Raw genomic sequence first — 24,913 nt, 5'->3', positions numbered from 1 at the left:
TTACACCCCCCCGCTGTCCGCACCCCCCCCCCCCCGCGCCGCGGCGCCCCCCCCCCCCCCCCCCCCCCCCCGCGCGCCCCCGCGGGGGCCCCCCCCCCCCCCCCCCCCCCCCCCCCCCACGGCGCTCCGACGGTGTTCCGCCGGCGTACGGGACGACCGGAGCACGGCCGGTCGGCCGGCGCGACCCCTTGCCGGGCCCGCCCCCCTCAGAGGTACTTCTTGATCTCCCGCCGGGCCAGCGAGCGCTGGTGCACCTCGTCCGGTCCGTCCGCCAATCGCAACGTCCGTGCCGACGCCCAGAGTTCGGCGAGGGGGAAGTCCTGGCTCACGCCGCCCGCACCGTGCAACTGCACCGCGTCGTCGAGGATGCCGAGCACCGCGCGAGGTGTCGCGATCTTGATGGCCTGGATCTCGGTGTGCGCACCACGGTTGCCGACGGTGTCCATCAGCCACGCCGTCTTCAGTACCAGCAGCCGCAGTTGCTCGACGGTCACCCGGGCGTCCGCGATCCAGTTCTGCACCACGCCCTGCTGGGCGAGCGGCTTCCCGAAGGCCGTACGGGAGACGGCGCGGCGGCACATCAGCTCGATCGCGCGCTCCGCCATGCCGATCAGCCGCATGCAGTGGTGGATGCGCCCCGGACCGAGGCGCGCCTGGGCAATGCCGAAGCCGCCGCCCTCCTCGCCGATCAGGTTGGCCACCGGCACGCGGACGTCGGTGAAGACGAGTTCGGCGTGGCCGCCGTGCCAGTGGTCCTCGTACCCGTACACCCGCATGGCGCGGCGCACTTCGAGGCCGGGGGTGTCGCGCGGGACCAGGATCATCGACTGCTGGCGGCGGATGTCCTCGCCGTCCGGGTCGGTCTTGCCCATCACGATGAAGACGGCGCAGTCCGGGTTCATCGCCCCGGAGATGTACCACTTGCGGCCGTTGATGACGTACTCGTCACCGTCCCGCGTGATCCGGGTCTCGATGTTGGTCGCGTCGGAGGAGGCCACCTCGGGCTCCGTCATGGCGAATCCCGAACGGATCTCGCCCGCGAGCAGGGGCTCCAGCCACTGCTTCTTCTGGGCGTCCGTGCCGAACTGGTGGAGCACCTCCATGTTCCCGGTGTCCGGCGCCGCGCAGTTCAGCGCGGTCGGAGCCAACTGCGGTGAACGGCCGCTGATTTCGGCGAGCGGCGCGTACTGGAGGTTGGTCAGCCCCGCACCGTGTTCGGGATCGGGCAGGAAGAGGTTCCACAGGCCCTGGCGGCGCGCCTCGGCCTTGAGCTCCGCCACGACCGGCGGGGTCTCCCACGGTGAGGCGAGACCTGCCCGCTGCTCCTCGGCGGTCGTCTCCGCCGGGTGGACGTGCTCGTCCATGAAGGTGAGCAGCTTGGCGCGCAGCTCCTCGGTACGGGCGTCGAATGCGAAGTCCATGCGGGTGATCAGCCTTCCTGGAAGGTGGTGAGGCCGTGCTCGATGAAGAGGGGGACGAGTTCGCCGATGCGGTCGAAGCCCGCGCCGACCGTCTGGCCCAGGGTGTAGCGGTAGTGGATGCCCTCCAGGATCACGGCGAGCTTGAACCATGCGAACGCGGTGTACCAGGAGATGGCGGAGGCGTCGCGGCCGGAGCGGGCGGCGTAGCGCTCGATCAGTTCGGCGGGGGAGGGGTGACCCGGGGCGCCGCTCGTCGTGGAGACGGGCGACGCGGGAAGTCCCAGGTCGGAGCTGTACATCACCAGCAGGCCGAGGTCGGTGAGAGGGTCGCCGAGGGTGGACATCTCCCAGTCGAGCACGGCCTTGATGGTGTCGTCCGCGCCGACCAGCACATTGTCGAGCCGGTAGTCGCCGTGCACGACGGTCGGCGCGGGGGAGTCGGGCAGCGCGCGGCCGAGACCGGCGTGCAGTTCGTCGATGCCGGCCAGTTCGCGATTGCGTGAGGCGTCCAACTGCTTGCCCCAGCGCCTCAGTTGCCGGTCGAGGAAGCCCTCGGGGCGTCCGAAGTCACCCAGTCCGACCGCCACCGGGTCCACGGCGTGCAGGTCGACCAGGGTGTCCACCAGCCCCAGGACCACCTGTCGGGTCCGCTCGGCGCCGAGCGGGGCGAGCTGCTCGGTGGTGCGGAAGGGGGTGCCCTGCACGTACTCCATGACGTAGAACGGCGCCCCGATCACGGAGTCGTCCTCGCAGAGCAGCACCGCCTCCGGCACCGGTACGGCGGTCGGGTGCAGGGCGTCGATCACCCGGTGTTCGCGCTTCATGTCGTGCGCGGTGGCGAGCACGTGACCCAGTGGTGGCCTGCGGACCACCCAGGTGCGGACGGAGTCGGTGACGGTGTACGTCAGGTTCGACCGGCCACCCTCGATGAGCCGCGCTTCGAGCGGTCCGCTCACCAGCCCCGGCCGTTCACGGTCGAGATGGCCGCGCAGCCGGCCGGGGTCGAGCCCTGGCGGGGGGACTGAACTCATGACGCGCACCTCCGGGTGGTGGACCGAACGTGCCCATGATGCCGACCAGTCGGTATGTCGTCCAGTGAGTGGCGTGAATCCGTGAGGCGAAGTGGGAGGGGGCGCCGTCTCCGTGGGGTGTCCCCGGCGCTCCCGGCGCGGGCGCCCACCCTGGCGTTCGGATGCATCCCTGAATAGAGTTCACGTATGGATACAGCGTTGTTGATCGAGGATGTCCGGCTCACCCCGATTCTCATAGCGGACCCGCCTCTGCTGAACACCCAGGGCGTGCACCAGCCCTACACTCCACGCCTCATCGTGGAAGTGGTCACGCGCGGCGGTGTGACCGGAATCGGGGAGACGTACGGCGACTCCGTCTATCTGGATCTCGCCCGCCCGCTCGCCCAGGCGCTGCCGGGTCGTTCGGTCAGCGATCTGAACGGCCTCTTCGCCCTCGCCGAGGAGGTGTGCGGCGATTCCCAGGACTCCGGGGGTGAGGGGGACGGTGTCGACGCGGGGGGCCTGCGGGGCGTCCGTACGGCCGACAAGCTCCGGCTCTCCGTCGTCTCCGGCTTCGAGGTCGCCTGCCTGGACGCGCTCGGCAAGGCGCTCGGCCTGCCCGTGCACGCCCTGCTCGGGGGCAAGGTGCGCGACGCCGTCGACTACAGCGCGTACCTCTTCTACCGCTGGGCGGCCCACCCCGAGGGCGGCGAGACGGACGACTGGGGCGCAGCCGTCGATCCGGCCGGGGTCGTCGCGCAGGCCGAACGCTTCGCCCGGGAGTACGGCTTCGGTTCCTTCAAGCTCAAGGGCGGTGTCTTCCCGCCCGACGAGGAGATCGCCGCGATCCGCGCGCTCGCGGAGAGGTTCCCCGGACGGCCGTTGCGGCTCGACCCCAACGGCGCGTGGTCGGTGGAGACGTCGCTCCGGGTCGCCGCGGAGCTGGGGGGCGTCCTGGAGTATCTGGAGGACCCCACCAGCGGAACGCCCGCGATGGCAGAGGTGTCGGCCGGTACGGACGTCCCGCTCGCCACCAACATGTGCGTCACCACCCTGGCCGAGTTGCCCGAGGCCCTCGGAGAGGATGCGGTGCAGGTCGTCCTCTCCGACCACCACTACTGGGGCGGACTCCACCGCACCCGCGAACTGGCCGCGATCTGCCGCGCGTTCGGTGTGGGCCTGTCCATGCACTCCAACACCCACCTCGGCATCAGCCTCGCCGCGATGACCCATGTCGCCGCCACCGTGCCCAACCTCGACTACGCCTGCGACAGTCACTACCCCTGGCAGACCGAGGACGTCATCACCACCCGGCACGTCTTCGAGGACGGGCGCCTGGCCGTCTCCGACGCGCCCGGCCTCGGTGTGGAACTCGACCGGGACCGCCTGGCCGCCCTGCACCGGCGCTGGCTGGACGCCGACGGCACCCTGCGCGACCGCGACGACGCGGCTGCCATGCGCAAGGCCGACCCGGAGTGGGTGACCCCGGCGATACCGCGCTGGTGACACCGCCCCGCTCCCGCCGGTCACCTCGGAGCGGCGGGAGCGGGGCGGTGCTGTCCACCGCGCGACCGGCCGGCGGCGCGCGCAGGCCGAGGCTCACGGGGGCCGCGGTTCGCGGTGGCCGGGGCGCATCGCCGCGGCGGTTTCTATCTCCAACCCGTGTTGTTCCTAGAATGGCCGGGTGGAGGACATCGACGCGATCGCAATGCTGCAGGACCCGGTACGCCGCCGCCTGTACGAGTACGTGGCGGCCCAAGGCCGCGAGGTCGGCCGAAACGAGGCCGCCGAGGCGGTCGGGGTGGGGCGCACGCTGGCCGCGCACCATCTGGACAGGCTGGTCGAGGCGGGCCTGCTGGAGAGCGGCAGCCGCCGGCTGTCCGGCCGCTCGGGACCGGGCGCCGGGCGCCCCGCCAGGGTGTACATGCGGGTGCCGACCGAGTTCGCCGTGTCCCTGCCCGCCCGCGACTACCGCACCGCCGCCGAACTGCTCGCCGAGGCCGCCGAGGAGGCCGGCCTCGATGCCGGGCTCGGCGCGGCGGCGCGCCGTCGGGGTGAGGCCCTGCGCGGAGCGGCGGTGCCCTGCGGTGATCTCGACGAGGCCATGGACGTGCTTGCCGCGCGCGGCTACGAGCCCCACCTCGTCGAGAGCGGCACGTCCGAAGGGGGCACGGAGGCGGTGGCCCCTGTGGTCCGGATGCGCAACTGCCCCTTCCATGCGGTCTCCGAACGGTTCCCGCCACTCGTCTGCGGCATGAACCTCGCCCTGCTGGAAGGGCTGCTCGGCGCGGACGGTTCCGTCCGTGCCCGGATGGACGCCCGGCCGGGGGAGTGCTGCGTGGTGGTGGAACTCTCTAAAAACAATGAGCATTGACATAGAAAAGCGGGACGTGCTGGGATGAGGCCATGACCCCGCCCAGACGTGCCGCCCACCTTGCCCAGCTCAACATCGCCACGCTCCTCCACCCCCTCGACGATCCGCGCATCGCGCCCTTCGTCGACCTGCTCGACCCGGTCAACGCCGATGCCGACGCCGCGCCCGGCTTCGTGTGGCGGCTCGTGGGGGACAGCGGGGCCGACGCCACCGACCTGCGCCCGGCGGGCGAGAACGTCATCGTCAACATGTCGGTGTGGGAAACCCGCGAGGCGCTCTGGGACTTCACCTATCGCAGCGGTCACCTGGAGGTGATGCGGCAGCGCCGCGACTGGTTCGACCGGCACGTCGAGGCGCACCTGGTGCTCTGGTGGGTCCCCGCAGGGTCCGTCCCGACCGTCGAGGAAGCCCTCGGGCGGCTGGCGGACCTGCGGACCAACGGGCCCTCCCTGCGCGCGTTCACCTTCACCTCGTCCTACGCGGCGGAGGAGGCCACCGGGGCGCCCGCGGGTGAACTCCTCCCCGAGTGAGCCTCTTCCCACGTGCGTGGGGAAGGGGCACGCCGTCGCCGGCTCGGACACGCCGGCCGCGCGCCCGCCGTCCTGCCCGGCGGGGCGCGGCGGCCGTCGCGCCAGGGGGCCGGGGAGGAGGCCGATGGCGCGACGGGAGGTCGGACAGTGGCGCCCCGCAGCACCGGAAGGGTGCGTCGGGCGTCGCCGAGAGCGGTTGACGGGCCGTGGCCCGGGAGCAGCATCGCGTTGTCGTCCAGCGGACCGCAGACCCGGCGCAGTGACGATGTGAGGGGGCGCCCGCGACAGCCGCACGCCTCCCCGCACACCTCGCCGCGTGCTCGCGCGACCCGCGAGCCACCCGCCGGCCCCGCGCGGCCCGCGTCACAGCGTCCCCGCCCCGCCTCGCGCCCGCGCCTCAGAACACCATGGCCGCCGCGGACACCGCGAGGACGACCGTGCACGCGGCGGCCATGCACGCGGCGCGCGAGGAGAGTGGGGCCGGCCGCGCGGTGTCCGTCGCTCGTACCCGTCGGTGCGCCACCAGCAGGAAGCCGATCCAGGCGGCCGCGCCCAGGGCCGCCGCGAGCACCGCCGCGACGGTCGCGCCCCCCTGCAGGGCCTGCTTTCCCGCGAGCACCGCCGCCACGGTCGCCGACAGCGTGGTGCGCCGCCAGGCCAGCCGGGTGCGTTCCGGCTGGAGGCCCGGATCACGGGCGGCTCCGGAGGCGGGCCCGGGCACGGCTGCGGTCACCGGCCCTCCCAGCCGAAGAGGACGACCACCACCATCGCCACGGCCACCACCGCGACCACCAGGCCCAGCAGCGTCGGGAACCGTGAGACGGGCAGGTCCTCGCCCCGCCGCATGGCCCGTTCGCAGCGGACCCAGTGGTTGACGGCCCGTAGCGCGCAGAGCACCCCGGCCGCGAGCAGCCCGAACGCGAGAGTCACGCGCACCCCCCACGCCAGACCCGGCAGGAACTGGTCGACGGCGAAGCCGCCGCCGATCAGTGCCAGAGCCGTACGGATCCAGGCGAGGAACGTCCGCTCGTTGGCCAGGGAGAAGCGGTAGTCCGGGGTGTCGCCCTCGTCGCGGATGCGCTGCGGCGCGAACCACAGCCGCAGGCTCTGTACGAATTCCTTCACGTCGAAACCCTATCCGCCCCCTTGTGGGCGGTTCTGATCACATCGCGTCGAGGTGATCAGGTGGCCGCCCCCGGCGACCCGGGCGGAGGAGAGTCGGCACTCCGCTCCCGGACGTCCCGGACGTCCCGGAGACGCCGGTACCCCTCCAGCCCGTCGGGCGTCCACGCCCACACGTCGATGCGCTCCGCCACCTCCTCGTCGGTGAGGAAGCCGTGCCAGTCGATCTCTTCCTTCTGCGGATCGACCGGCAGCTCGCACCGCACCTGGTAGACGTGCGACCACCAGGAATGCCCGCCGTCCTCGTACAGGAACGCGAACAGCGGCTCGGGGCGCGGCAACCCGGAGACGCCCAGCTCCTCCTCCGCCTCGCGCAGCGCGGCCTCGTCGTACGACTCGCCCGCCCCGACCACGCCACCGACGAACATGTCGTAGTGCGAGGGGAAGAGCGTCTTGGTGGCCGTCCTGCGGTGGACGAACACCCGCCCCTCGGCGTCGCGCGCCTCGATGAAGACGCACCGGTGGCGCAGCCCCCGCGCGGTCGCCTCGCCACGCGTCGCCCGCCCCACCACCTCGTCGTTCTCGTCGACGATGTCCAGGATCTCGTCAGCAGGATTCATGCCCGCCATCCAACCGCACCCCGTCGGCGTCCACCCGGTCCGAACGCCCCCGGAGCCCCCCGGAGCCCCCCGGACGTGCCCTCGGTCCGCGAGCCGTTGCACTGCAGGCCCCGTTTCAGCCCCCGCCGCCGTCCGTGGGCAGCAGGTCCCGGGCGGGGTGGGCGCCGCCCGTACCCCCCGGGAGCGCCGGGTGCAGCCCGAGCAGCACGATCCCGGCGACGATCGCCGCCAGCCCGGCCGCCTGGCCCGCCAGCGCCGCGGGGTCCGTGCGCACCTGGTCGCCGAGGAAGCCGATGCCGCAGGCGATTCCCGCCAGCGGCTGCGCGGCGGTCAACGCGGGCAGCGACATCCGCAGCGGCGCCATCTCGAACGCGCTCTGCACCAGGATCAGCCCCGTCACCCCGATGACCAGCACGATGTACGGCTGCCAGCTGCCCACCAGGGCGGGCCAGCCGCCGTCCGTCAGCAGCTGGCCGCTCTCCCGGGTGAGGGCGTCCTGCAGTCCGTACAGCAGCCCCGCCGCCAGGGCCAGCAGCGAAGGCGCCACCGCCGGGCGGGCGTGACGGGCGGAGGCGGAGAGGACCAGCGCGAGCCCGGCCACCACGCCGATGATGAGCCAATGCCGCAGCGGGTCGGTGTCCGCCTGCCCGCCGGTCGGCTGCCCCGCGAGCAGGAACGCGGCGACCCCGCAGGAGAGCAGCGCCAGCCCGCCCCACCCCTGACGGCCGAGCGGCTGCCCGGTGAGGGCGCGCGACAGTCCCAGGGCGAAGAGGAGATTGGTCGCCAGCAGCGGCTCCACCACCGACAGCTCGCCCTGGCCGAGGGCGAGCGCCCCGAGCACCATCCCGCAGACCATGAACGCGATACCGGCCAGCCAGCTCCGTACCTTCATCAGGTCGAGCAGCAGCCTGGGGGAGAGGAAATCGCTCATCGGGGCGCGGCGGGCGGCGGCTTGCTGCAGGACGAAGCCGAAACCCAGGCACGCAGCCGCGCCCACGGAGAGGAGGACGACCAGCAGGGACACAGGTTTCTTCCTCGGATCGGGCGGGCGGAAAAGGTGTGTTCCGAACGATATGCCTCTCGGTGTAGGGGAGCGGTGAGATTGGTCCGACCGGCCTGTTGACTCCGGCATCGGGGCGTACCGAAGATCTGACCCACGAGTAACTTCCAGGCTCCTGAACGCCGGGACTTCCTCACCTGCCCGTGGTCCCGTGTGCCGCGCCCCGGCCGGTATCCGCACCGCCTCGCCCGAAGGATGGAACCCATGGCGTACGACGCCGATGTGATCGTGATCGGAGCCGGCCTCGCGGGGCTGGCCGCGACGGCGGAGCTGGCCGAGGCGGGACGCTCCGTGATCCTGCTCGACCAGGAGCCCGAGCAGTCGCTGGGGGGCCAGGCGCACTGGTCCTTCGGCGGCCTCTTCCTCGTCGACTCTCCCGAGCAGCGCCGGTTCCGGATCAAGGACAGCCGGGAGCTCGCCCTCCAGGACTGGTTCGGCACGGCCGGCTTCGACCGGAAGGAGGACCACTGGCCGAAGAAGTGGGCCGAGGCGTACGTGGACTTCGCCGCCGGCGAGAAGCGCTCCTGGCTGCGGCAGCAGGGCCTGCGGCTCTTCCCGGTGGTCGGCTGGGCCGAGCGCGGCGGCTACGACGCGACCGGCCACGGGAACTCCGTACCCCGCTTCCACATCACCTGGGGCACCGGCCCCGGGGTCGTCGCCCCCTTCGAGCGGCGGGTGCGCGAGGGCGTCGCCAAGGGGCTCGTCCACTTCCGCTTCCGGCACCGGGTGACGGGCCTCGGCCGCACCGGGGGAGCCGTCGACACGGTGACCGGCGAGGTCCTGGAGCCGAGCGCGGCCGAGCGCGGTACCGCGAGCAGCCGGACCGCCACCGGCGCCTTCGAGCTGCGGGCCCAGGCGGTGATCGTCACCTCCGGCGGGATCGGCGGCAACCACGACCTCGTACGGGCCCAGTGGCCCGAGCGGCTCGGCACCCCGCCGGCGAAGATGCTCTCCGGAGTGCCCGCCCACGTCGACGGCCTGATGCTCGGGGTCGCCGAAGAGGCGGGGGCCCGCCACATCAACCGCGACCGGATGTGGCACTACACCGAGGGCATCGAGAACTGGAACCCGATCTGGGACAAGCACGCCATCCGCATCCTGCCCGGCCCGTCCTCCCTCTGGTTCGACGCCCGGGGCAAGCGGCTGCCGGTCCCGCTCTTCCCGGGCTTCGACACCCTCGGCACCCTCGAACACATCATGAGGTCCGGTTACGACTACACCTGGTTCGTCCTGGACCAGCGGATCATCGGCAAGGAGTTCGCGCTCTCCGGCTCGGAACAGAACCCGGATCTCACCGGCAAGTCCGTCCGCGACGTCATCGGCCGGGCCCGCGCCGAGGTCCCCGGACCGGTCAAGGCGTTCATGGACCACGGGGTGGACTTCGTCGTGGAGAACGACCTCGGCGCGCTCGTCCGGGGCATGAACGCCCTGACCGGCGACGGGCTCATCGACGAGGACGAGCTGCGCCGCGAGATCACCGCGCGCGACCGCGAGATCGCCAACCCGTTCACCAAGGACCTTCAGATCACGGCGATCCGCGGGGCGCGTACGTACCTCGGGGACAAGCTCATCCGCACGGCGAAGCCCCACCGCATCCTGGATCCGGAGGCCGGACCCCTGATCGCCGTCCGGCTGAACATCCTCACCCGCAAATCCCTCGGCGGGCTGGAGACGGACCTCTCCTCCCGGGTGCTGACGGCGGACGGCTCACCGCTCCCCGGGGTGTACGCGGCAGGGGAGGCGGCCGGCTTCGGCGGCGGCGGGGTGCACGGCTACCGCTCGCTGGAGGGCACGTTCCTCGGCGGCTGCATCTTCTCCGGGCGTACCGCGGGACGGGCGGCCGCTGCGGCCCTGGCCTGACCTGACGGGCCCGGCACCTCTGCGGTTCACCGGGCCCGGTGGTCTCCGGCGGATCGGGGTCGGGTCCGTGCGGACCGCGTCCGCGACGACCGCGTTCCCACGGGCCGCCCACAGCACGAAGGCGCCCGCCGATCCGGAAGCACGCCGGGGCATGCGTACCGGATCGGTCGAGCGCCTGCGGTCCCGCCGGGAGCGTCAGCGCTCGGCGGGGACCCTGGGCGGCAGGGGCGGGGGCCGTCAGGAACCCGCGTGGGGCCCTACAACACCAGGGAGAGGAGCAGGATGAAGACCAGCGAGCAGACGGAGATGATGGTCTCCATCACCGACCAGGTCTTGACGGTCTGACCGACGTCCATCCCGAAGTACTCCTTCACCAGCCAGAAGCCCGCGTCATTGACGTGGCTGAAGAAGAGCGAGCCCGCGCCGACCGCGAGGACCAGCAGAGCGGCGTGCGCGGTCGACATGTCGGCCGCCAGCGGGGCGACCAGGCCGGCCGCCGAAATGGTCGCCACCGTCGCCGAACCGGTCGCGAGCCGGATACCGACCGCGATCAGCCAGCCGAGCAGCAGCGCGGGGATCGACCAGTCCTCGGAGAACTCCAGGATCATCCGGCCCACACCGGCGTCGATCAGAGTCTGCTTGAAGCCGCCGCCCGCGCCGACGATCAGCAGCACGCCCGCGATCGGGGCGAGCGACTTCTCGACGGTGCCGGACAGCCGGTCCTTGGTGAACCCGGCGGCCCGGCCCAGCGTGAACATGGCGACGATCACGGCGGCGAGCAGCGCGATCAGCGGGGAGCCGATGACGTCAGTGACCTTCTGGACGCCGTTCTCCGGGTCGTCCACGACGATGTCGACCAGGGCCTTCGCCAGCATGAGGACGACCGGCAGGAGCACGGTGGCCAGCGTCGCGCCGAAGCTCGGGCGGTGCTCAAGCTCCTCGGAGGCGCGCTCGGGAACCATGCGCTCGGGCGCCTTGATGTCCACCCAGCGGGCGGCGACCCGTGAGAAGACCGGTCCGGCGAGGATCACCGTCGGAATGGCGACCACCACACCGAGGGCCAGCGTGACACCGAGGTTGGCGTCGAGTGCGTCGATGGCGACGAGCGGGCCGGGGTGCGGGGGGATCAGCCCGTGCATCACGGAGAGACCCGCGAGCGCCGGGATGCCGATCCGCATCAGGGAGTAGTTGCCGCGCTTGGCGACGAGCAGCACCACCGGGATCAGTAGCACGATGCCGACCTCGAAGAAGAGCGGCAGGCCGATGATGGAGGCGATCAGCACCATCGCCCAGGGCATCGCCCGGCCGCTCGCCTTCGCGAGGATGGTGTCCACGATCTGGTCCGCGCCGCCGGAGTCGGCGAGCAGCTTGCCGAGTATCGCGCCGAGCGCGATGAGGACGCCGACGCCCGCGACGGTGGAGCCGAGCCCCGCCGTGAAGCTGGCTATCGTCTTCTCGAGCGGAGCCCCGGCGAAGGAGCCGAGCGCCAGCGAGCCGATGGTGAGCGCCAGGAAGGCGTGCAGCTTGAACCTGGTGATGAGCAGGACGATGACGGCGATGCCCGCGACGACGGCGATCCCCAACTGCGCGTTGCCCGCGGAGGTGATGGGATCGACGGCATCCGCTGCCAACGTCTCGACGCTGAGACTGGTCACGGTGAGGGGTCCTTAACTCGCGAGCCGGCGCAGCGCGGCGACGGCACGTTCGGTGATCTCTTCAGGGGTGCCGACCACGTCGACCTCGACGCCCGCCTCGTCCGCCTCCGGCGGCTGGAGGGTGGCGAACTGCGAGTCGAGCAGTGCGGTCGGCATGAAATGGCCCTTGCGCGCGGACATCCGCCCCTCGATGAGGGCGCGGTCTCCGGTCAGGTGCAGAAAGACGGCATCCGGTGCCTCGCCCCGCAGCCGGTCGCGGTAGGCGCGCTTGAGCGCGGAGCAGGCGACGACTCCGCCCAGTCCGGCCCGGCCGTGCGCCCACTGCCCGATGGAGTCGAGCCAGGGCCAGCGGTCCGCGTCGTCCAGCGGGGTGCCGGCGGACATCTTGGCGATGTTCGCCTCGGGGTGGAAGTCGTCGCCCTCGGCGTACGGGACGCCCAGTGCGGTGGCGAGCAGGGGGCCGATCGTTGTCTTGCCGGTCCCTGCCACGCCCATCACCACGACGACGTGAGGGGTGCTCATTGGTGCCTCGCTGTCTTCTTCGACATCGGTCCGTCGCGCTACTGAAACCCATTAGGTCGTACTTATTCAAGGGGATGTGACGTAAACGTCGTACTTATCGACCTCCGGGTTCGCCCAGTCCTTCGCACCCGCACCGGCATCCGGCGCCTTCCCCGGCCCCCTAAGGTCACACCGCCCGGGCGCGCTCCCCGCCGCAGGCCGCCCGCAGTGTCCCCAAATCGCCCCGTACCCTTGCCCCATGACCACGCCGAGCCAGGGGCTCCATACGCACGTGCTGGACGCCCTGGGTCTGGAGATCACCTCGGGGGAGCGCCGGCCGGGAGACGTCCTGCGCACCGACGAGATCGCCCAGCGGTTCGAGGTCTCCCGCACCGTCGTCCGCGAGGTGGTCCGCGTGCTGGAGTCGATGCACCTCGTCGAGTCCCGGCGCCGGGTCGGCGTGACCGTTCGCCCCACCGAGGCGTGGAACGTCTTCGACCCCCGCGTCATCCGCTGGCGACTGGCCGGCGCCGACCGCCCGCGCCAGCTCCGCTCGCTGACCGTGCTCCGGTCCGCGATCGAGCCGGTCGCCGCCTCCCTCGCCGCCCGGCACGCCACCGCCGCGCAGTGCGCGGCCCTCACCGAGTGCGCCCTCGGCATGGTCGAGACCTCGCGCGGCCAGCGGCTGGAGGAGTACCTCCGTCACGACATCGCCTTCCACCGGGTGGTGCTGAACGCCTCGGGCAACGAGATGTTCGCCCGGCTCGGGGACGTCGTCGCCGAGATCCTGGCCGGCCGGACCCACCACCAGGTGATGTTCGAGGACCCCGACCCGGCCGCCGTGACCCTGCACGTCAGGGTCGCCGAGGCGGTACGCGAGGGGGACACGGAGGCCGCCGAGCGGCTCACCCGCGAGATCGCGCACGGCGCCCTGGACGAACTGGACGTACTCGCGCCCTGATCCCCCGCCCAGGTCTGCGCCGGGCCACCCCGCAGCGCGTACCGTGGTCCGCGTTCGATCTTCGGACAGCGGTCGGACGTCGCAGGGCTCAAGGCCGCCACACAGAAGGAGACCAGGGATGCCGCAGCAGGTGCAAGGGGTCGTCGCACCGGGGAAGAACGAGCCGGTGCGGGTCGAGACGATCGTGATCCCCGACCCCGGACCCGGTGAGGCCGTGGTGAAGATCCAGGCGTGCGGTGTCTGCCACACCGACCTTCACTACAAGCAGGGCGGCATCAACGACGAGTTCCCCTTCCTCCTCGGCCACGAGGCGGCGGGCGTCGTGGAGTCGGTGGGCGAGGGCGTCACGGACGTCGCCCCCGGCGACTTCGTCATCCTGAACTGGCGCGCCGTCTGCGGTCAGTGCCGCGCCTGTCTGCGCGGACGCCCCTGGTACTGCTTCGACACCCACAACGCCAAGCAGAGGATGACGCTGCTCGACGGCACCGAGCTCTCCCCGGCGCTGGGCATCGGCGCGTTCGCGGAGAAGACCCTGGTGGCCTCCGGACAGTGCACCAAGGTCGACCCCGCGGTCTCCCCGGCCGTCGCCGGTCTGCTCGGCTGCGGAGTCATGGCGGGAATCGGCGCGGCCATCAACACGGGCGAGGTGGGCCGGGGCGACTCCGTCGCGGTCATCGGCTGCGGCGGCGTCGGTGACGCGGCCGTCATGGGCGCACGGCTCGCGGGCGCGGCGAAGATCATCGCCGTGGACATCGACGACCGCAAGCTGGAGACCGCGAAGAAGATGGGTGCCACGCACACCGTCAACTCCCGTGACAACGACCCCGTCGAGGCGATCCGCGCCCTCACCGGCGGCAACGGCGCCGACGTCGTCATCGAGGCGGTCGGCCGCCCCGAGACCTACGAGCAGGCGTTCTACGCCCGCGACCTGGCCGGTACCGTCGTCCTCGTCGGCGTCCCCACGCCCGGGATGCGCCTCGAACTCCCCCTCCTCGACGTGTTCGGCCGCGGCGGCTCGCTGAAGTCCTCCTGGTACGGCGACTGCCTGCCCTCCCGCGACTTCCCGATGCTCGTCGACCTGCACCAGCAGGGCCGGATCGACCTCGGCGCCTTCGTCACCGAGACCATCGGCATCGGTGACGTCGAGCGCGCCTTCGAGCGGATGCACGACGGCGACGTGCTGCGTTCGGTGGTGGTCTTCTGATGGCCGCCCGCATCGACCACCTGACCACCTCCGGCACGTTCGCCCTCGACGGCGGAGAGTGGGACGTCGACAACAACGTCTGGATCGTCGGCGACGACCACGAGGCGATCGTCATCGACGCCGCCCACGACGCCCGAGCCATCCTGACCGCCCTCGGCGGACGGACGCTGCGCGCCATCGTCTCCACCCACGCGCACAACGACCACATCGACGCGGCGCCGGCCCTCGCCGACGCCACCGGCGCCCCGGTCCTGCTCCACCCGGACGACCTGCCGCTGTGGAAGCAGACCCACCCCGACCGCACGCCGGACGGCGAGCTGACGGACGGCCAGGAGATCGAGGTCGCGGGCATCCGGCTGACCGTCCTGCACACCCCGGGCCACGCCCCGGGCGCGGTCTGCCTCTACGCCCCCGAGCTGGCCACGGTCTTCACCGGGGACACCCTCTTCCAGGGCGGCCCCGGCGCCACCGGGCGGTCGTTCTCGCACTTCCCGACGATCGTCGACTCGATCAGGGACCGGCTGCTCGCCCTCCCGGCGGACACCACCGTCCGTACCGGACACGGCGACTCCACCACCATCGGCGCGGAGGCCCCGCACCTGGACGAGTGGATCGCACGCGGTCACTGACCCGCGAACAGCCCGATCACCGGTCCGGCCACGCGGAGAGCCGCAGCCCGCTCCTGAAGCGGCGTGGCTCGCCCGTGACCGGATCGGTGAACTCCAGCGCCCGCGCCAGGAGTTGCAAGGGGCGGGACCAGTCGTCCGGGGCGCCCTCCGGCTCCACCACCGGATAGAGGGGGTCGTTGACCAGCGGAAGCCCCAACAGGCTCATGTGCAGACGCAGTTGGTGGGTGCGCCCGGTGGCCGGGCGCAGGCGGTAGCGGCCCAGCCCGTCCCGGTGCTCCAGCAGCTCCACCCGGCTCTCGCTGTTCGGCTCGCCGGACTCCTCGCGCGCGGCCACCACCCCGTGCTCCTTCACGATCCGGCTCCGCACGGTCCTGGGGAGTGCCACTTCCGGGTCGTACCCGGCCACGGCCTCGTACTCCTTGCGCACCAACCGGTCCCGGAAGAGCGTCTGGTACACCCCCCGGTCCTCGGGACGTACGACGAACAGCACCAGGCCCGCCGTCAGCCGGTCCAGCCGGTGCGCGGGCTGGAGGTGCGGCAGCCCCAGCTCGTGCCGGAGCCGCGCCACCGCCGTCTGCGTCACGTGCCGGCCGCGCGGGGTGGTGGCGAGGAAGTGCGGTTTGTCGGCGATCACGACGTGCTCGTCGCGGTGGACCACGCCGATGGGGAACGGCACCGGCTCCTCGGGCGCGAACTCCCGGTGGAACCAGAGGCCGAGCCCGCTCTCGTACGCCCGGTTCCCCGACACCGGCAGGCCGTCCGCCCCGACGAACAGCCCCTCCGCCAGCATGGCCTCCACCCGCGCCACCCCGACCGCGGCCCCGAACCGCTCCCGCAGATGGTCGCCCACCGTCGCCCAGGCACCCTCGGAGTCCACCGGCAGCCGCACCCGCACGGGATCGACGCCCTCCCGCTGCGGGAGCGGTGAGGCGGTGGACCTCCGGCGCCCCCTCACCGGACGCCCCCCGGCAGCCGTACGGCGAGGACCCCGGCCGCCGGCGCGGACGACGGTCGCAGGGAGGCGGGGCAGGGCATCGGGCGGCCTTTCCGGTGGCGGACGGCTGGGACGGACTACTGGGGCGGTACACCGGCGGCGCCCGGGGAGAGCCACCGGCGCTACCGCGCGGCGCTCTCGCCCGGGGAGAGCCACCGGCGCTACCGCGCGGCGCTCAGGGCATCCCACAAGGTACGCCACAGGCCCGGGTGCACGCTCGGACCCCACGTCGGCCGCCGCCGACGCCAGGGGTGTACCGGCAGTGCATCCCACACCGGCACCGGGGCACGTACCGTCGAAGAGTGGACCCTCAGAAGGAAGCCCGTGAGTTCCTCACCTCGCGGCGCGCGAAGATCAGCCCCGAGCGGGCGGGGCTGCCCTCCGGCACCCGGCGCCGCGTCCCGGGGCTGCGCCGCAGCGAGGTCGCGGCTCTGGCCGACATGAGCGTGGAATACTACGCCAAGCTGGAGCGCGGCAACCTCGCCGGCGCCTCCCCGGCCGTACTCGCCGCCGTCGCCCGGGCCCTCCGCCTCGACGACGCCGAGCGCGCCCACCTGCTGCGTCTGGCCCAGGCCGCAGACGGTACCGACGCCCTCAGCCGCCCCCGGCGACGGCGGACCGCACGGCAGTGGACCCCGCACAGCAGCCTGCGGTGGACGCTGGACGCGATCACCGCCGGTCCCGCGTTCGTCCGCAACGGCCGCATGGACATCCTCGCCGAGAACCCGCTGGCCCGGGCCTTCTACGGCGACGTCCACGCCTCGCCGGGAAACCAGGCCAACCTCGCCCGCTTCGCCTTCCTGGACCCCGCGTCCCACCGCTTCTACCCCGACTGGGAAGTCGCCGCCGACATCACCGTGGCCATCCTGCGCACCGAGGCCGGCCGCAACCCCCACGACAAGGACCTGCACGACCTCGTCGGCGAGCTCTCCACCCGCAGCGACGAGTTCCGCACCCGCTGGGGCGCCCACGACGTCCGCCACCACGGCACCGGTACCAAGCGCTACCACCACGGGGTCGTCGGCGCGCTGACCCTCGCCTACGAAGGACTGGAGATGGCCGCCGAACCCGGCCTGACCCTCACCGTCTACACCGCGGAACCGGGCTCCCCCTCCGAGGAGGGCCTCCGCCTGCTCGCCTCCTGGGCCGCCACGCAGGACGTGCCGGCCCCCACGCGGCAGGATTCCGGCTGAGCGCGGACAGGGGGGCGGGGGGACCCACGGACCGGTGCGCACGCCGGAAAAACAGGAAGACCCCAGATGAACTGGGGTCTTCCGTTGGTGTCCGAGGGGGGACTTGAACCCCCACGCCCGATAAAGGGCACTAGCACCTCAAGCTAGCGCGTCTGCCATTCCGCCACCCGGACAAGGTGTCTGTCGTTCCCGGGGCTGTTGTTCCCGTCCCGTTCCGACGTGGAAAACAATAGCAAACATTCGGGGGTGCTCGATCACGCCCCCGGCTCACCCCCGCTCGCTCCCGGCGAGGTCCCCGCGCCCACCGCCGGTGAGTGCCGGTGAGCGGCGTGTGTGACGAGCGCGTGACGTCGGGGGGACGGCCTTGGGCTGTGCCGGGCGGGCGCGCGAGGATGAGGGGGAGCACCACCGTGACAGTGGAAGGAATCAGTGTGAGCGAGAGCAGCGCCTCCCAGGCAGGTCCGTCCGGTAAGACCGGCAACGCCGAGAACGAGGTCGTGGACCTCTGTCGTGAGCTGATCCGGATCGACACCAGCAACTACGGGGACCACTCCGGCCCCGGCGAGCGGCTCGCCGCGGAGTACGTCGCGGAGAAGCTCGCCGAGGTCGGGCTGGAACCACAGATCTTCGAATCGCACAAGGGCCGCGCGTCGACCGTGGCCCGGATCGAGGGCGAGGACCCCTCCCGGCCCGCGCTCCTCATCCACGGACACACGGACGTCGTCCCGGCCAACGCGGCGGACTGGACCCACGACCCGTTCTCCGGCGAGATCGCGGACGGCTGCGTCTGGGGACGCGGCGCGGTCGACATGAAGGACATGGACGCCATGACGCTCGCGGTCGTCCGCGAGCGGATGCGCAGCGGGCGCAAGCCCCCGCGTGACATCGTGCTGGCGTTCCTCGCGGACGAGGAGGCCGGCGGCACGTACGGCGCCCGCTTCCTCGTCGACAAGCACCCGGGGCTCTTCGAGGGCGTCAACGAGGCCATCAGCGAGGTCGGCGGCTTCTCCCTGACCGTCAACGAGCAGCTGCGCCTCTACTTGGTGGAGACGGCCCAGAAGGGCATGCACTGGATGAAGCTGACCGTGGACGGCACCGCCGGGCACGGTTCGATGATCCACAAGGACAACGCCATCACGGAACTGTCCGAGGCGGTCGGCCGGCTGGGGCGCCACCAGTTCCCGGTCCGGGTCACCAAGACCCTGCGCCACTTCCTGGACGAGCTCTCCGACGCGCTGGGAACCGAGCTGGACCCGGAGAACATGGACGAGACCCTCGCGAAGCTGGGCGGTATCGCCAAGCTCATCGGGGCCTCCCTGCGCAACACGGCCAATCCGACGCAGCTCGGTGCGGGCTACAAGGTCAACGTCATCCCGGGCCAGGCGACCGCCCACGTGGACGCCCGCTTCCTGCCCGGGTACGAGGAGGAGTTCCTCGCCGACATCGACCGGATCCTCGGCCCGAACGTGCGGCGCGAGGACGTACACGCGGACAAGGCGCTGGAGACGACCTTCGACGGCGCCCTCGTGGACGCCATGCAGAAGGCCCTGGTGGCCGAGGACCCGATCGCACGGGCCGTGCCGTACATGCTGTCGGCCGGTACGGACGCCAAGTCCTTCGACGACCTCGGCATCCGGGGATTCGGCTTCGCCCCGCTCAAGCTGCCGCCGGAGCTCGACTTCGCCGGCATGTTCCACGGCGTGGACGAGCGCGTCCCGGTGGACGGCCTGCAGTTCGGTGTACGGGTGCTGGACCGGTTCATCGACCACAGCTGAGCCGCACTCGCACCTCTGCCCGCTCCCCGGTGACGTAATTCGCCCGCCTGTCCGGGCCTCACCGGAAAGAGTGAAAGGAGGGTTGGGCTCGTAGCCCTCTGATTTTCTCCTCGTTACAGGTGATGCGGTCCGCGGCTGGGACCGCATTTCCAACGAGGAGGAACAATGATCAAGAAGATTGCCGCCGCTGCGGCTGTCACCGGTGGACTCGTGCTCGCGGGCGCCGGCATGGCCGTTGCCGACGCGGGTGCCCAGGGTGCCGCCATCGGCAGCCCCGGTGTCATCTCGGGCAACGTCATCCAGGTCCCCGTCCACGTTCCGGTGAACGTGTGCGGCAACACGATCGACGTGATCGGGCTCCTGAACCCGGCCTTCGGCAACACCTGCGTCAACGCCTGACGTTGAGCGTCAACCCGTAAGGGTTTGAGCCCGGTCGGCCCCGGAGCGCGCGCCATGCGCTCCGGGGCCGACCGGCATTCGGCCCTCGCACGGTCGTGTCCGGGGGTAATTCGGAAGTGCAGAAGGCAGGAAAAACCTATGCGACAGGTCACTCGTAAAGGCCTGATCACCATGGCGGCGGCGGGCGGAGTGCTCGCACTCGGCGGGGGTTACGCGCAAGCCGACTCCGGCGCGGCGGCCGCCGCGACGAATTCCCCGGGGGTGGCTTCGGGGAACAGCATCCAGATTCCGATCGAGGTTCCGGTCAATGTCTGCGGAAACTCCGTCGACGTCATCGGTCTGCTCAACCCGGCATTCGGAAACAGCTGCGCGAACGTGTCGCAGGGCGACTCCGTGAGCGGCCGCGGAGCGGGGACCGGCGGCACGCACGCCGGCGCCGGAGACACCTCGGCGCACCAGGGGCGGGACACCTCCTCGGGGACCGGCAGGCACCGCGCCACCGACTCCACGAAGGCTGGCGGTGGCTCCGGCGCCACGGCGGAGGGGGTGGCGCAGGGTTCTCCCGGCATCCTCTCCGGCAACAGCGTCCAGGCGCCGATCGACATCCCGGTCAACGCCTGCGGCAACTCCGTGGACGTCGTGGGACTGCTCAACCCGGTCTTCGGCAACGACTGCGTCAACGACGCCACGTACGTCCCGCCGCCCGTCGTGCCGGAGGTCCCGGTCACGCCCGAGGTGCCCGTTGCCCCGCCGGCCCACGAGCCGCCCGCCCCCGAGGTGCACACCCCTCCGCAGCTCGCGGAGACCGGTGCCGGTGACCTCGGGATGCTGATTCCGGCCAGCGCGGGCATGCTGCTCGCCGGCGCCGGAGCGGTGTTCTACCGCCGCTCGCGCAGCGCGGCGTAGTGGCCTTCCCGGCGGGCTCTGTCCCGTCACGGCAGTAGCCGGCCGGGACGGCCCCCGTCCCGGCCGGGACCGGAAGGGTCCTTCGGACAGGGCAGGTCCGGGGCGTGCGAGCCCGCCCGGCACCCGGCCGGAAGGACTGCCGGCCGGGTGCCGGGCATGAGGAAGAGGAGCGGGTCCCGCGGCTGCGGGGCCCGCTCCCGGCATTCACCAGGTGGCTCTGAGCTGACGGATGATCCTCCGCCGCAGCCGCACCCTTCGGCTGCCGTCGTGGCGCAGCGTCAGGCGGTCCAGTTCCCAGTGCCCGTACTCCGCGTGGTCGGTCAAAAGTCGGGCCGCATCCTTGCGGGAGACCCCGCGCGGCACGTACACGTCGACAAATTCGTATTCCGGCATCGCATCTATTGTGCGGGCAGAGCCCAGGTACGGATAGCGTCTGCCTCATGTCTGATGCTGCGCAGCCCACCGCTGCCGAGGTACGTGCCGCCGCCGAAGCGGTCAAAGCCGCGATCGACCGTCACCTCGACGCGGTCGAACGCCGTAGCGGGGACGAGGACCCCGCCGTGTACGAAGCGTTCAACGCTCTCGCCGCCGCCGCCGAGGTCTACGACGAACTCCTCTACGAACGACACGACGAGGTGACCCCCTTCGAGATCCCGGGCGCGGACGACTCCCTGCCCCCGTACGCCGGACCGGCCGAGCCGAACGCGCTCAGCGTGCTGATCCGGCGCGACTACGCGGTGGTGGAACCGCAGCGGCTGCTCGCCCAGGCGCAGCGGCTCGCGGACGCCGACCCGGACGATCTCGACACCGGTCACGCCGCCGTCGTCGGTGCGAGCGTCCACGCCGCGCTCGGCGTGCTGTTCGGCGAGTACGAACCCGACGAGATCGCCTCCCGGCACAAGGAGTTCGGCTTGGCCGAGGGGGACTCGACACTCTGGGTCGCCGCGGCGGAGGAAGCCGGCGAGCCGGGGGAGTGGCTGGGGTCGCCCTTCGAGGACGTGGACCCCGAGCTGGTGGTCTGCCGGTTCGACGTCAGCTCGGTCTTCGACGACGACCTGCACGGAGCCGATGTGGACGACGTGGACGACGTGGACGACGTGCACGACGGCGACCTCATGGCCGGCGGCGCCTGACGGCCGTCCGGGGCCGGACGGCCCCGTCGGTCCACGGAACGGAAGGCCCGGTGGCCCGGTGGCCCGGTGCGCGGAGCACCGGGCCACCGGTCTGTCCGGACCCCGAAGGCGGGTGCCACAGGGAGGCCGAGCGCGCAGGGCGCTCGCGGCGCGCCCAGCGCGCTCAGGAGGGCGCGCCGGGCGCGTCCGGCGCCGGCAGGGCCTCCAGGAGGGCGCGCAGGCGCGTGGTGCGCTCCTGTGCGGGGATCTCGGCGACGGCCCTGGGCAGCGCCTGGTCCACACCGTGCACCACGGAGAGGTGACGCTCGCCGCGGCTGAACGCGGTGTACACCCAGGGCCTGCTGAGGCCTCTCGCCGCGTCCCCCGGGAGCACGACGACGGCGGCCGGCCAGCGCGTCCCCGCCGCCTGGTGGGCGCTGAGCGCCCAGCCGTGCCGGACCGCCGAAGCGACCCGGCCCTGCGGCACGACCACCGCGGTGCCCTCGCAGTCCAGACGCAGCCCCTCGGCGTCGGCCGAGACCACGACGCCGGGAACGGCCCGGCCCGGCGCGGGAACGTGGACCACCCGGTCGCCCGGGTCGAAGCCGCCGAAGCGACCGGGCCCGGGGTTGAGGCGCTCCTTGAGCGCTGCGTTCAGCGCCCGGGTGCCCGCCGAGCCACCGTGGCCCACGGTGATCACGCGGGTGTCCGCCGCGTCGATCCCGAACGCGCGCGGTACGGAGTCGGCGACCAGCTGCACGGTGCGGTGCACGGCCTCGCCCGCGTCCCGCACCGGCACGATCACCACTTCCTTGCCCGGTGCCTCGACCTGGTTCAGCTCACCGATGCCGATCCCGGAGACCAGCTCACCGAGGGGCCCGGGGTCGGGTGTGCGGGAGATCACCTGCGGGCAGGCGCGCGCGGCGAGCACGTCCGCGAAGACGCGCCCCGCACCGGCCGAACCCAGCACTCCGGGGTCACCGCTCAGCACCAGCCGCGTACCGTCCGCGAGGGCTTCCACGAGCGCCGCGGCGGTCTCCACGTCCAGCTGCGGGGCGTCCAGAACCACCAGCAGGTCGAGCGCCAGGGCCCCCTCCGCGTCCCGTCCCGGTCCCTCGGTACCGGAGAGCAGCCCGGCGAGCGTGACGGCCGCGTCGGGGTGCCCGGCCCCGGCCGCCAGTCGGCGGCGGCCGTCCGCGGTGTGCGTGGCGCCCAGCGCGCGCAGGCCCAGCCCACGGGTCGCGGCCAGCAGGGCGGCGGGTTCGGCACGGGCCGCCTCGCCTCCGGAGTGGACGACCAGACCCGCACCGGCGACCGCCCGGATCAGCTCCGCGGCCGAGGGAGAGGGGGCGGCCGAGGCCGCGTCCGTCCAGTCGGTGGCCTTCTCGCACGCGTTGGCCAGTCGGCCCAGCCCGTCCGCGAGGCTCTCCTCCGCCAGGGCGTACCGGTCGAGCCCGAGCAGCGCCGGGCCCGCCTCCTCGTCACTGGCGGCGCCACCGCCGGCGCCGGTGGCCTCCTCATCGGTGTCCCCGGCGACGGACTCGTCCTCTGCGGGTTCGTCGCCGAATTCCTCGGTCCCGGCCGGGTCCACGCCCTCCTCGAAGAGCAGCGCGACCCCCTCGGCCACCGCGTCCTCCACGGCCGTCGCCGGGTCGGTCACCCCGTGTCCGGCCAGCGCGGCCCGTACCGCGACGACGTCCAGGGCCGTGTGGCCGCGCACGGCGGCCTGTTCCAGCAGCCAGCCCACCAGCGCGGCGGTCCGGCGTTCGTCGTCGGGCCCGCACTCGGGGCCCAACAGGGCGCGGGCGAACCCGTCCGCCTGCTCGGGGCGCACCCCGGGGAGGGCCAGCAGCTGCCAGGGGTCCTGCCGCAGCACCTCGGCCGCCTGCTCGCCCAGTGTCCGGGCGGCGTCGGGAGCCAGGCCGGCGGGGGCGCCCGCCCGGGTGAGCACCGTGCGTACCGCCTCCACGGCCTCCTCGGGCGCCTCCCGCACCGCGGGGGCGGCGTGGGCGGGCCGGGGGAGGTGCGTGCGGGGCTGGTCCGCCACAGGGGCGGCCGGGCGCGTCACCGGGGCGGCGGGCGCCTCGTAGAACCCGGAGGCGGTCTTCTCGCCGCTCTCCACCGCCCGGACGGCGGCCAGCAGCTGCGCGGCCGTGCCGCTCAGCCCGGTCCCCGCGGCGATCGGACCGGCCTTCTCGGCCTTCCGCTGCTCGATGCGCTTGCGCAGCTCACGCTGGGCCGCGAGTTCGGCCTGCGCCTCGGAGACCGCGGTGGCGTCACCCGCCTCGCCCGGGGTTACGCCGGAGGCGGACCCGCCCGATGCCCCTTCCAGAACCTCGCCGTCCTCGGAACCGTCCTCGGAACCGTCCTCGGAACCGTCCTCGGAGCCGCTCACCGCAACGTCGGGGGCGCCCTCGGTGGTGTCGTCCGGACTGCCCGAGCCGTCGTCGGGCGGGCTTGAGCGGTCCTCCGAAGAGCCCTCCGAAGAGCCCTCCGAGCGGTCCACGGGCAGGTCCGAGCGGTCCTCGGCCGAGTGGCCCGGGGTTTCCCCCCGGGGAAGCGCAGTCACAGCGTGCTCCAGTCCTGGTCCGGATAACGGTGCACGGGCGCCGACACGTCGTCGAGCGCCTGGCAGATCTCGTCAGGAAGCGTAAGCGTCTCCACCGACAGAGCCTCGGTGAGCTGCTGCGCGTTGCGCGCGCCGACGACCGGGGCGGCCACGCCAGGCCGGTCGCGCACCCAGGCGAGCGCGACCTGTAGTGGGGTGGTGGCGAGCCCGTCCGCCGCCGTGGCGACCGCCTCGACGATCCGGCTCGCCGCGTCGTCGAGGTACGGCTCCACGAAGGGCGCCAACTGTTCGGAGGCCCCGCGCGAACCCGACGGGGTGCCCGTGCGGTACTTACCGGTCAGGACCCCTCGCCCCAGCGGGGACGAGGGCAGCAGTCCCACCCCGAGGTCGAGCGCGGCGGGCAGCACCTCGCGCTCCACGCCGCGTTGCAGCAGGGAGTACTCCATCTGCGTACTCGCCAGCCGGGTGCGCGCTCCGGGCGCCGCGAGCTGCCAGGTGGCCGCCTTCGCCAGCTGCCAGCCGCAGAAGTTGGACACCCCGGCGTACCGCACCCGGCCGGAGGAGACCGCCAGGTCCAGCACCTGGAGCGTCTCCTCCAGCGGGGTCACCGGATCGAAGGCGTGCACCTGCCACAGGTCGACGTAATCCGTGCCGAGCCGCTCCAGGGACGCGTCGAGCGCGGCCAGCAGGTGGCCGCGCGAACCGTTGAACCTGCGGTAGGGATCGCGCACGCTGCCCGCCTTCGTGGCCACCACGAGGTCCTCCCGGGGCACCAGCCCGCCCAGGAGCCGCCCGAGGAGGTACTCCGCCTCCCCGCCCCCGTACGCGTCCGCGGTGTCGACCAGAGTGCCCCCCGCGTCCCAGAAGGCCTTCAACTGGTCCGCGGCGTCGTGCTCGTCGGTGTCCCGGCCCCAGGTTAGGGTGCCGAGCCCGATCCGTGACACACGAAGGCCGGTACGGCCGAGATGCCTCTGCTCCATGGGCGCAGAGATTACTGTCCGGGCCCCCGGAGCGGGGA

At 72.6% G+C, this 24,913-nt stretch carries 24 protein-coding genes and 1 tRNA gene; 12 read left to right on the top strand and 13 right to left on the bottom strand.

Annotated features, from left to right (window positions below):
* Positions 1–206: 206 nt before the first annotated feature.
* Entirely contained in the window at positions 207–1,421 is a 1,215-nt protein-coding gene (locus tag ACFYPN_RS15275) for an acyl-CoA dehydrogenase family protein (protein WP_358761974.1), read from the bottom strand.
* An 8-nt stretch (positions 1,422–1,429) separates the two neighbouring features.
* Complete coding sequence (locus ACFYPN_RS15270) at positions 1,430–2,452, bottom strand: phosphotransferase family protein (protein WP_358761976.1); 1,023 nt, start codon at positions 2,450–2,452, stop codon at positions 1,430–1,432.
* Positions 2,453–2,638: 186 nt separating this feature from the next.
* Here ACFYPN_RS15270 and ACFYPN_RS15265 point away from each other — a divergent pair, with 186 nt between their 5' ends.
* The 3 genes from ACFYPN_RS15265 (at position 2,639) to ACFYPN_RS15255 (ending at position 5,335) form a co-directional block, all read left to right on the top strand.
* The gene (locus ACFYPN_RS15265) at positions 2,639–3,937 is read left to right on the top strand and encodes a glucarate dehydratase family protein (RefSeq protein ID WP_358761978.1); all 1,299 of its coding nucleotides are present in this window, start codon (positions 2,639–2,641) and stop codon (positions 3,935–3,937) included.
* A gap of 178 nt (positions 3,938–4,115) precedes the next feature.
* Positions 4,116–4,805, top strand: coding sequence for a helix-turn-helix domain-containing protein (locus tag ACFYPN_RS15260; RefSeq protein WP_358761980.1), 690 nt, complete (start codon positions 4,116–4,118; stop codon positions 4,803–4,805).
* 32 nt (positions 4,806–4,837) lie between these two features.
* Complete coding sequence (locus ACFYPN_RS15255; RefSeq protein WP_358761982.1) at positions 4,838–5,335, top strand: DUF3291 domain-containing protein; 498 nt, start codon at positions 4,838–4,840, stop codon at positions 5,333–5,335.
* Between the two features lie 397 nt (positions 5,336–5,732).
* Here ACFYPN_RS15255 and ACFYPN_RS15250 read toward each other — a convergent pair whose 3' ends face one another.
* From ACFYPN_RS15250 to ACFYPN_RS15235, 4 genes are all read right to left on the bottom strand, one after another.
* Positions 5,733–6,068 (bottom strand): DUF202 domain-containing protein, encoded by a 336-nt coding sequence (locus ACFYPN_RS15250; RefSeq protein ID WP_358761984.1) that lies wholly within the window; start codon positions 6,066–6,068, stop codon positions 5,733–5,735.
* Positions 6,065–6,460 (bottom strand): DUF202 domain-containing protein, encoded by a 396-nt coding sequence (locus ACFYPN_RS15245; protein ID WP_358761986.1) that lies wholly within the window; start codon positions 6,458–6,460, stop codon positions 6,065–6,067. Before ACFYPN_RS15245 ends, ACFYPN_RS15250 begins: the two co-directional genes overlap by 4 nt.
* Positions 6,461–6,516: 56 nt before the next feature.
* On the bottom strand, positions 6,517–7,077 hold the full coding sequence (locus ACFYPN_RS15240; RefSeq protein WP_389298493.1) for an NUDIX domain-containing protein: 561 nt from the start codon (positions 7,075–7,077) through the stop codon (positions 6,517–6,519).
* Positions 7,078–7,192: 115 nt separating this feature from the next.
* Complete coding sequence (locus tag ACFYPN_RS15235) at positions 7,193–8,101, bottom strand: DMT family transporter (RefSeq protein ID WP_358761990.1); 909 nt, start codon at positions 8,099–8,101, stop codon at positions 7,193–7,195.
* Positions 8,102–8,341: 240 nt separating this feature from the next.
* Here ACFYPN_RS15235 and ACFYPN_RS15230 point away from each other — a divergent pair, with 240 nt between their 5' ends.
* Complete coding sequence (locus ACFYPN_RS15230; RefSeq protein ID WP_358761992.1) at positions 8,342–9,997, top strand: FAD-binding dehydrogenase; 1,656 nt, start codon at positions 8,342–8,344, stop codon at positions 9,995–9,997.
* Positions 9,998–10,254: 257 nt separating this feature from the next.
* On the opposite strand, the gene ACFYPN_RS15225 is transcribed toward ACFYPN_RS15230, so the two are convergent.
* On the bottom strand, positions 10,255–11,652 hold the full coding sequence (locus ACFYPN_RS15225; protein WP_358761994.1) for a gluconate:H+ symporter: 1,398 nt from the start codon (positions 11,650–11,652) through the stop codon (positions 10,255–10,257).
* A 12-nt stretch (positions 11,653–11,664) separates the two neighbouring features.
* Complete coding sequence (locus ACFYPN_RS15220; RefSeq protein WP_389298491.1) at positions 11,665–12,174, bottom strand: gluconokinase; 510 nt, start codon at positions 12,172–12,174, stop codon at positions 11,665–11,667.
* Between the two features lie 238 nt (positions 12,175–12,412).
* Here ACFYPN_RS15220 and ACFYPN_RS15215 point away from each other — a divergent pair, with 238 nt between their 5' ends.
* From ACFYPN_RS15215 to ACFYPN_RS15205, 3 genes are all read left to right on the top strand, one after another.
* A complete protein-coding gene (locus tag ACFYPN_RS15215) occupies positions 12,413–13,114 on the top strand; it encodes an FCD domain-containing protein (RefSeq protein ID WP_358761997.1) in 702 nt (233 codons plus the stop codon).
* A gap of 118 nt (positions 13,115–13,232) precedes the next feature.
* On the top strand, positions 13,233–14,318 hold the full coding sequence (locus tag ACFYPN_RS15210) for an S-(hydroxymethyl)mycothiol dehydrogenase (protein ID WP_389298488.1): 1,086 nt from the start codon (positions 13,233–13,235) through the stop codon (positions 14,316–14,318).
* Positions 14,318–14,947, top strand: coding sequence for an MBL fold metallo-hydrolase (locus ACFYPN_RS15205; protein WP_358762001.1), 630 nt, complete (start codon positions 14,318–14,320; stop codon positions 14,945–14,947). The genes ACFYPN_RS15210 and ACFYPN_RS15205 overlap by 1 nt, the downstream gene beginning before the upstream one ends.
* 16 nt (positions 14,948–14,963) lie before the next feature.
* Here ACFYPN_RS15205 and ACFYPN_RS15200 read toward each other — a convergent pair whose 3' ends face one another.
* The gene (locus ACFYPN_RS15200; protein ID WP_389298486.1) at positions 14,964–15,902 is read right to left on the bottom strand and encodes a pseudouridine synthase; all 939 of its coding nucleotides are present in this window, start codon (positions 15,900–15,902) and stop codon (positions 14,964–14,966) included.
* A gap of 341 nt (positions 15,903–16,243) precedes the next feature.
* Between ACFYPN_RS15200 and ACFYPN_RS15195 the strand changes: the two genes are divergently transcribed.
* A complete protein-coding gene (locus tag ACFYPN_RS15195) occupies positions 16,244–17,134 on the top strand; it encodes a helix-turn-helix domain-containing protein (RefSeq protein WP_389298484.1) in 891 nt (296 codons plus the stop codon).
* Positions 17,135–17,219: 85 nt separating this feature from the next.
* On the opposite strand, the gene ACFYPN_RS15190 is transcribed toward ACFYPN_RS15195, so the two are convergent.
* A tRNA-Leu gene (locus ACFYPN_RS15190) sits at positions 17,220–17,307 on the bottom strand.
* A 258-nt stretch (positions 17,308–17,565) separates the two neighbouring features.
* Between ACFYPN_RS15190 and ACFYPN_RS15185 the strand changes: the two genes are divergently transcribed.
* The 3 genes from ACFYPN_RS15185 (at position 17,566) to ACFYPN_RS15175 (ending at position 20,214) form a co-directional block, all read left to right on the top strand.
* The gene (locus ACFYPN_RS15185) at positions 17,566–18,909 is read left to right on the top strand and encodes a M20/M25/M40 family metallo-hydrolase (RefSeq protein ID WP_389298482.1); all 1,344 of its coding nucleotides are present in this window, start codon (positions 17,566–17,568) and stop codon (positions 18,907–18,909) included.
* A gap of 165 nt (positions 18,910–19,074) precedes the next feature.
* Positions 19,075–19,308, top strand: coding sequence for a chaplin (locus ACFYPN_RS15180; RefSeq protein WP_358762009.1), 234 nt, complete (start codon positions 19,075–19,077; stop codon positions 19,306–19,308).
* A 138-nt stretch (positions 19,309–19,446) separates the two neighbouring features.
* Positions 19,447–20,214: a chaplin gene (locus ACFYPN_RS15175; RefSeq protein WP_358762011.1), complete on the top strand. Its 768-nt coding sequence runs from the start codon at positions 19,447–19,449 to the stop codon at positions 20,212–20,214.
* Between the two features lie 204 nt (positions 20,215–20,418).
* Here ACFYPN_RS15175 and ACFYPN_RS15170 read toward each other — a convergent pair whose 3' ends face one another.
* Positions 20,419–20,607: a DUF5703 family protein gene (locus ACFYPN_RS15170; protein ID WP_266702672.1), complete on the bottom strand. Its 189-nt coding sequence runs from the start codon at positions 20,605–20,607 to the stop codon at positions 20,419–20,421.
* A 47-nt stretch (positions 20,608–20,654) separates the two neighbouring features.
* On the opposite strand from ACFYPN_RS15170, the gene ACFYPN_RS15165 reads away from it, so the two are divergent.
* Complete coding sequence (locus tag ACFYPN_RS15165) at positions 20,655–21,347, top strand: hypothetical protein (RefSeq protein ID WP_389298479.1); 693 nt, start codon at positions 20,655–20,657, stop codon at positions 21,345–21,347.
* 163 nt (positions 21,348–21,510) lie between these two features.
* Here ACFYPN_RS15165 and ACFYPN_RS15160 read toward each other — a convergent pair whose 3' ends face one another.
* On the bottom strand, positions 21,511–23,895 hold the full coding sequence (locus ACFYPN_RS15160; RefSeq protein WP_389298477.1) for a helix-hairpin-helix domain-containing protein: 2,385 nt from the start codon (positions 23,893–23,895) through the stop codon (positions 21,511–21,513).
* Positions 23,892–24,875 (bottom strand): aldo/keto reductase, encoded by a 984-nt coding sequence (locus tag ACFYPN_RS15155; protein WP_358762017.1) that lies wholly within the window; start codon positions 24,873–24,875, stop codon positions 23,892–23,894. Before ACFYPN_RS15155 ends, ACFYPN_RS15160 begins: the two co-directional genes overlap by 4 nt.
* Positions 24,876–24,913: the final 38 nt, after the last annotated feature.

The organism is Streptomyces sp. NPDC005576, assembly GCF_042871745.1.
Classification (GTDB): Bacteria; Actinomycetota; Actinomycetes; order Streptomycetales; family Streptomycetaceae; genus Streptomyces.
Note: the sequence above shows the minus strand (reverse complement) of the source record. Positions and strands in the feature narration are given on the sequence as shown.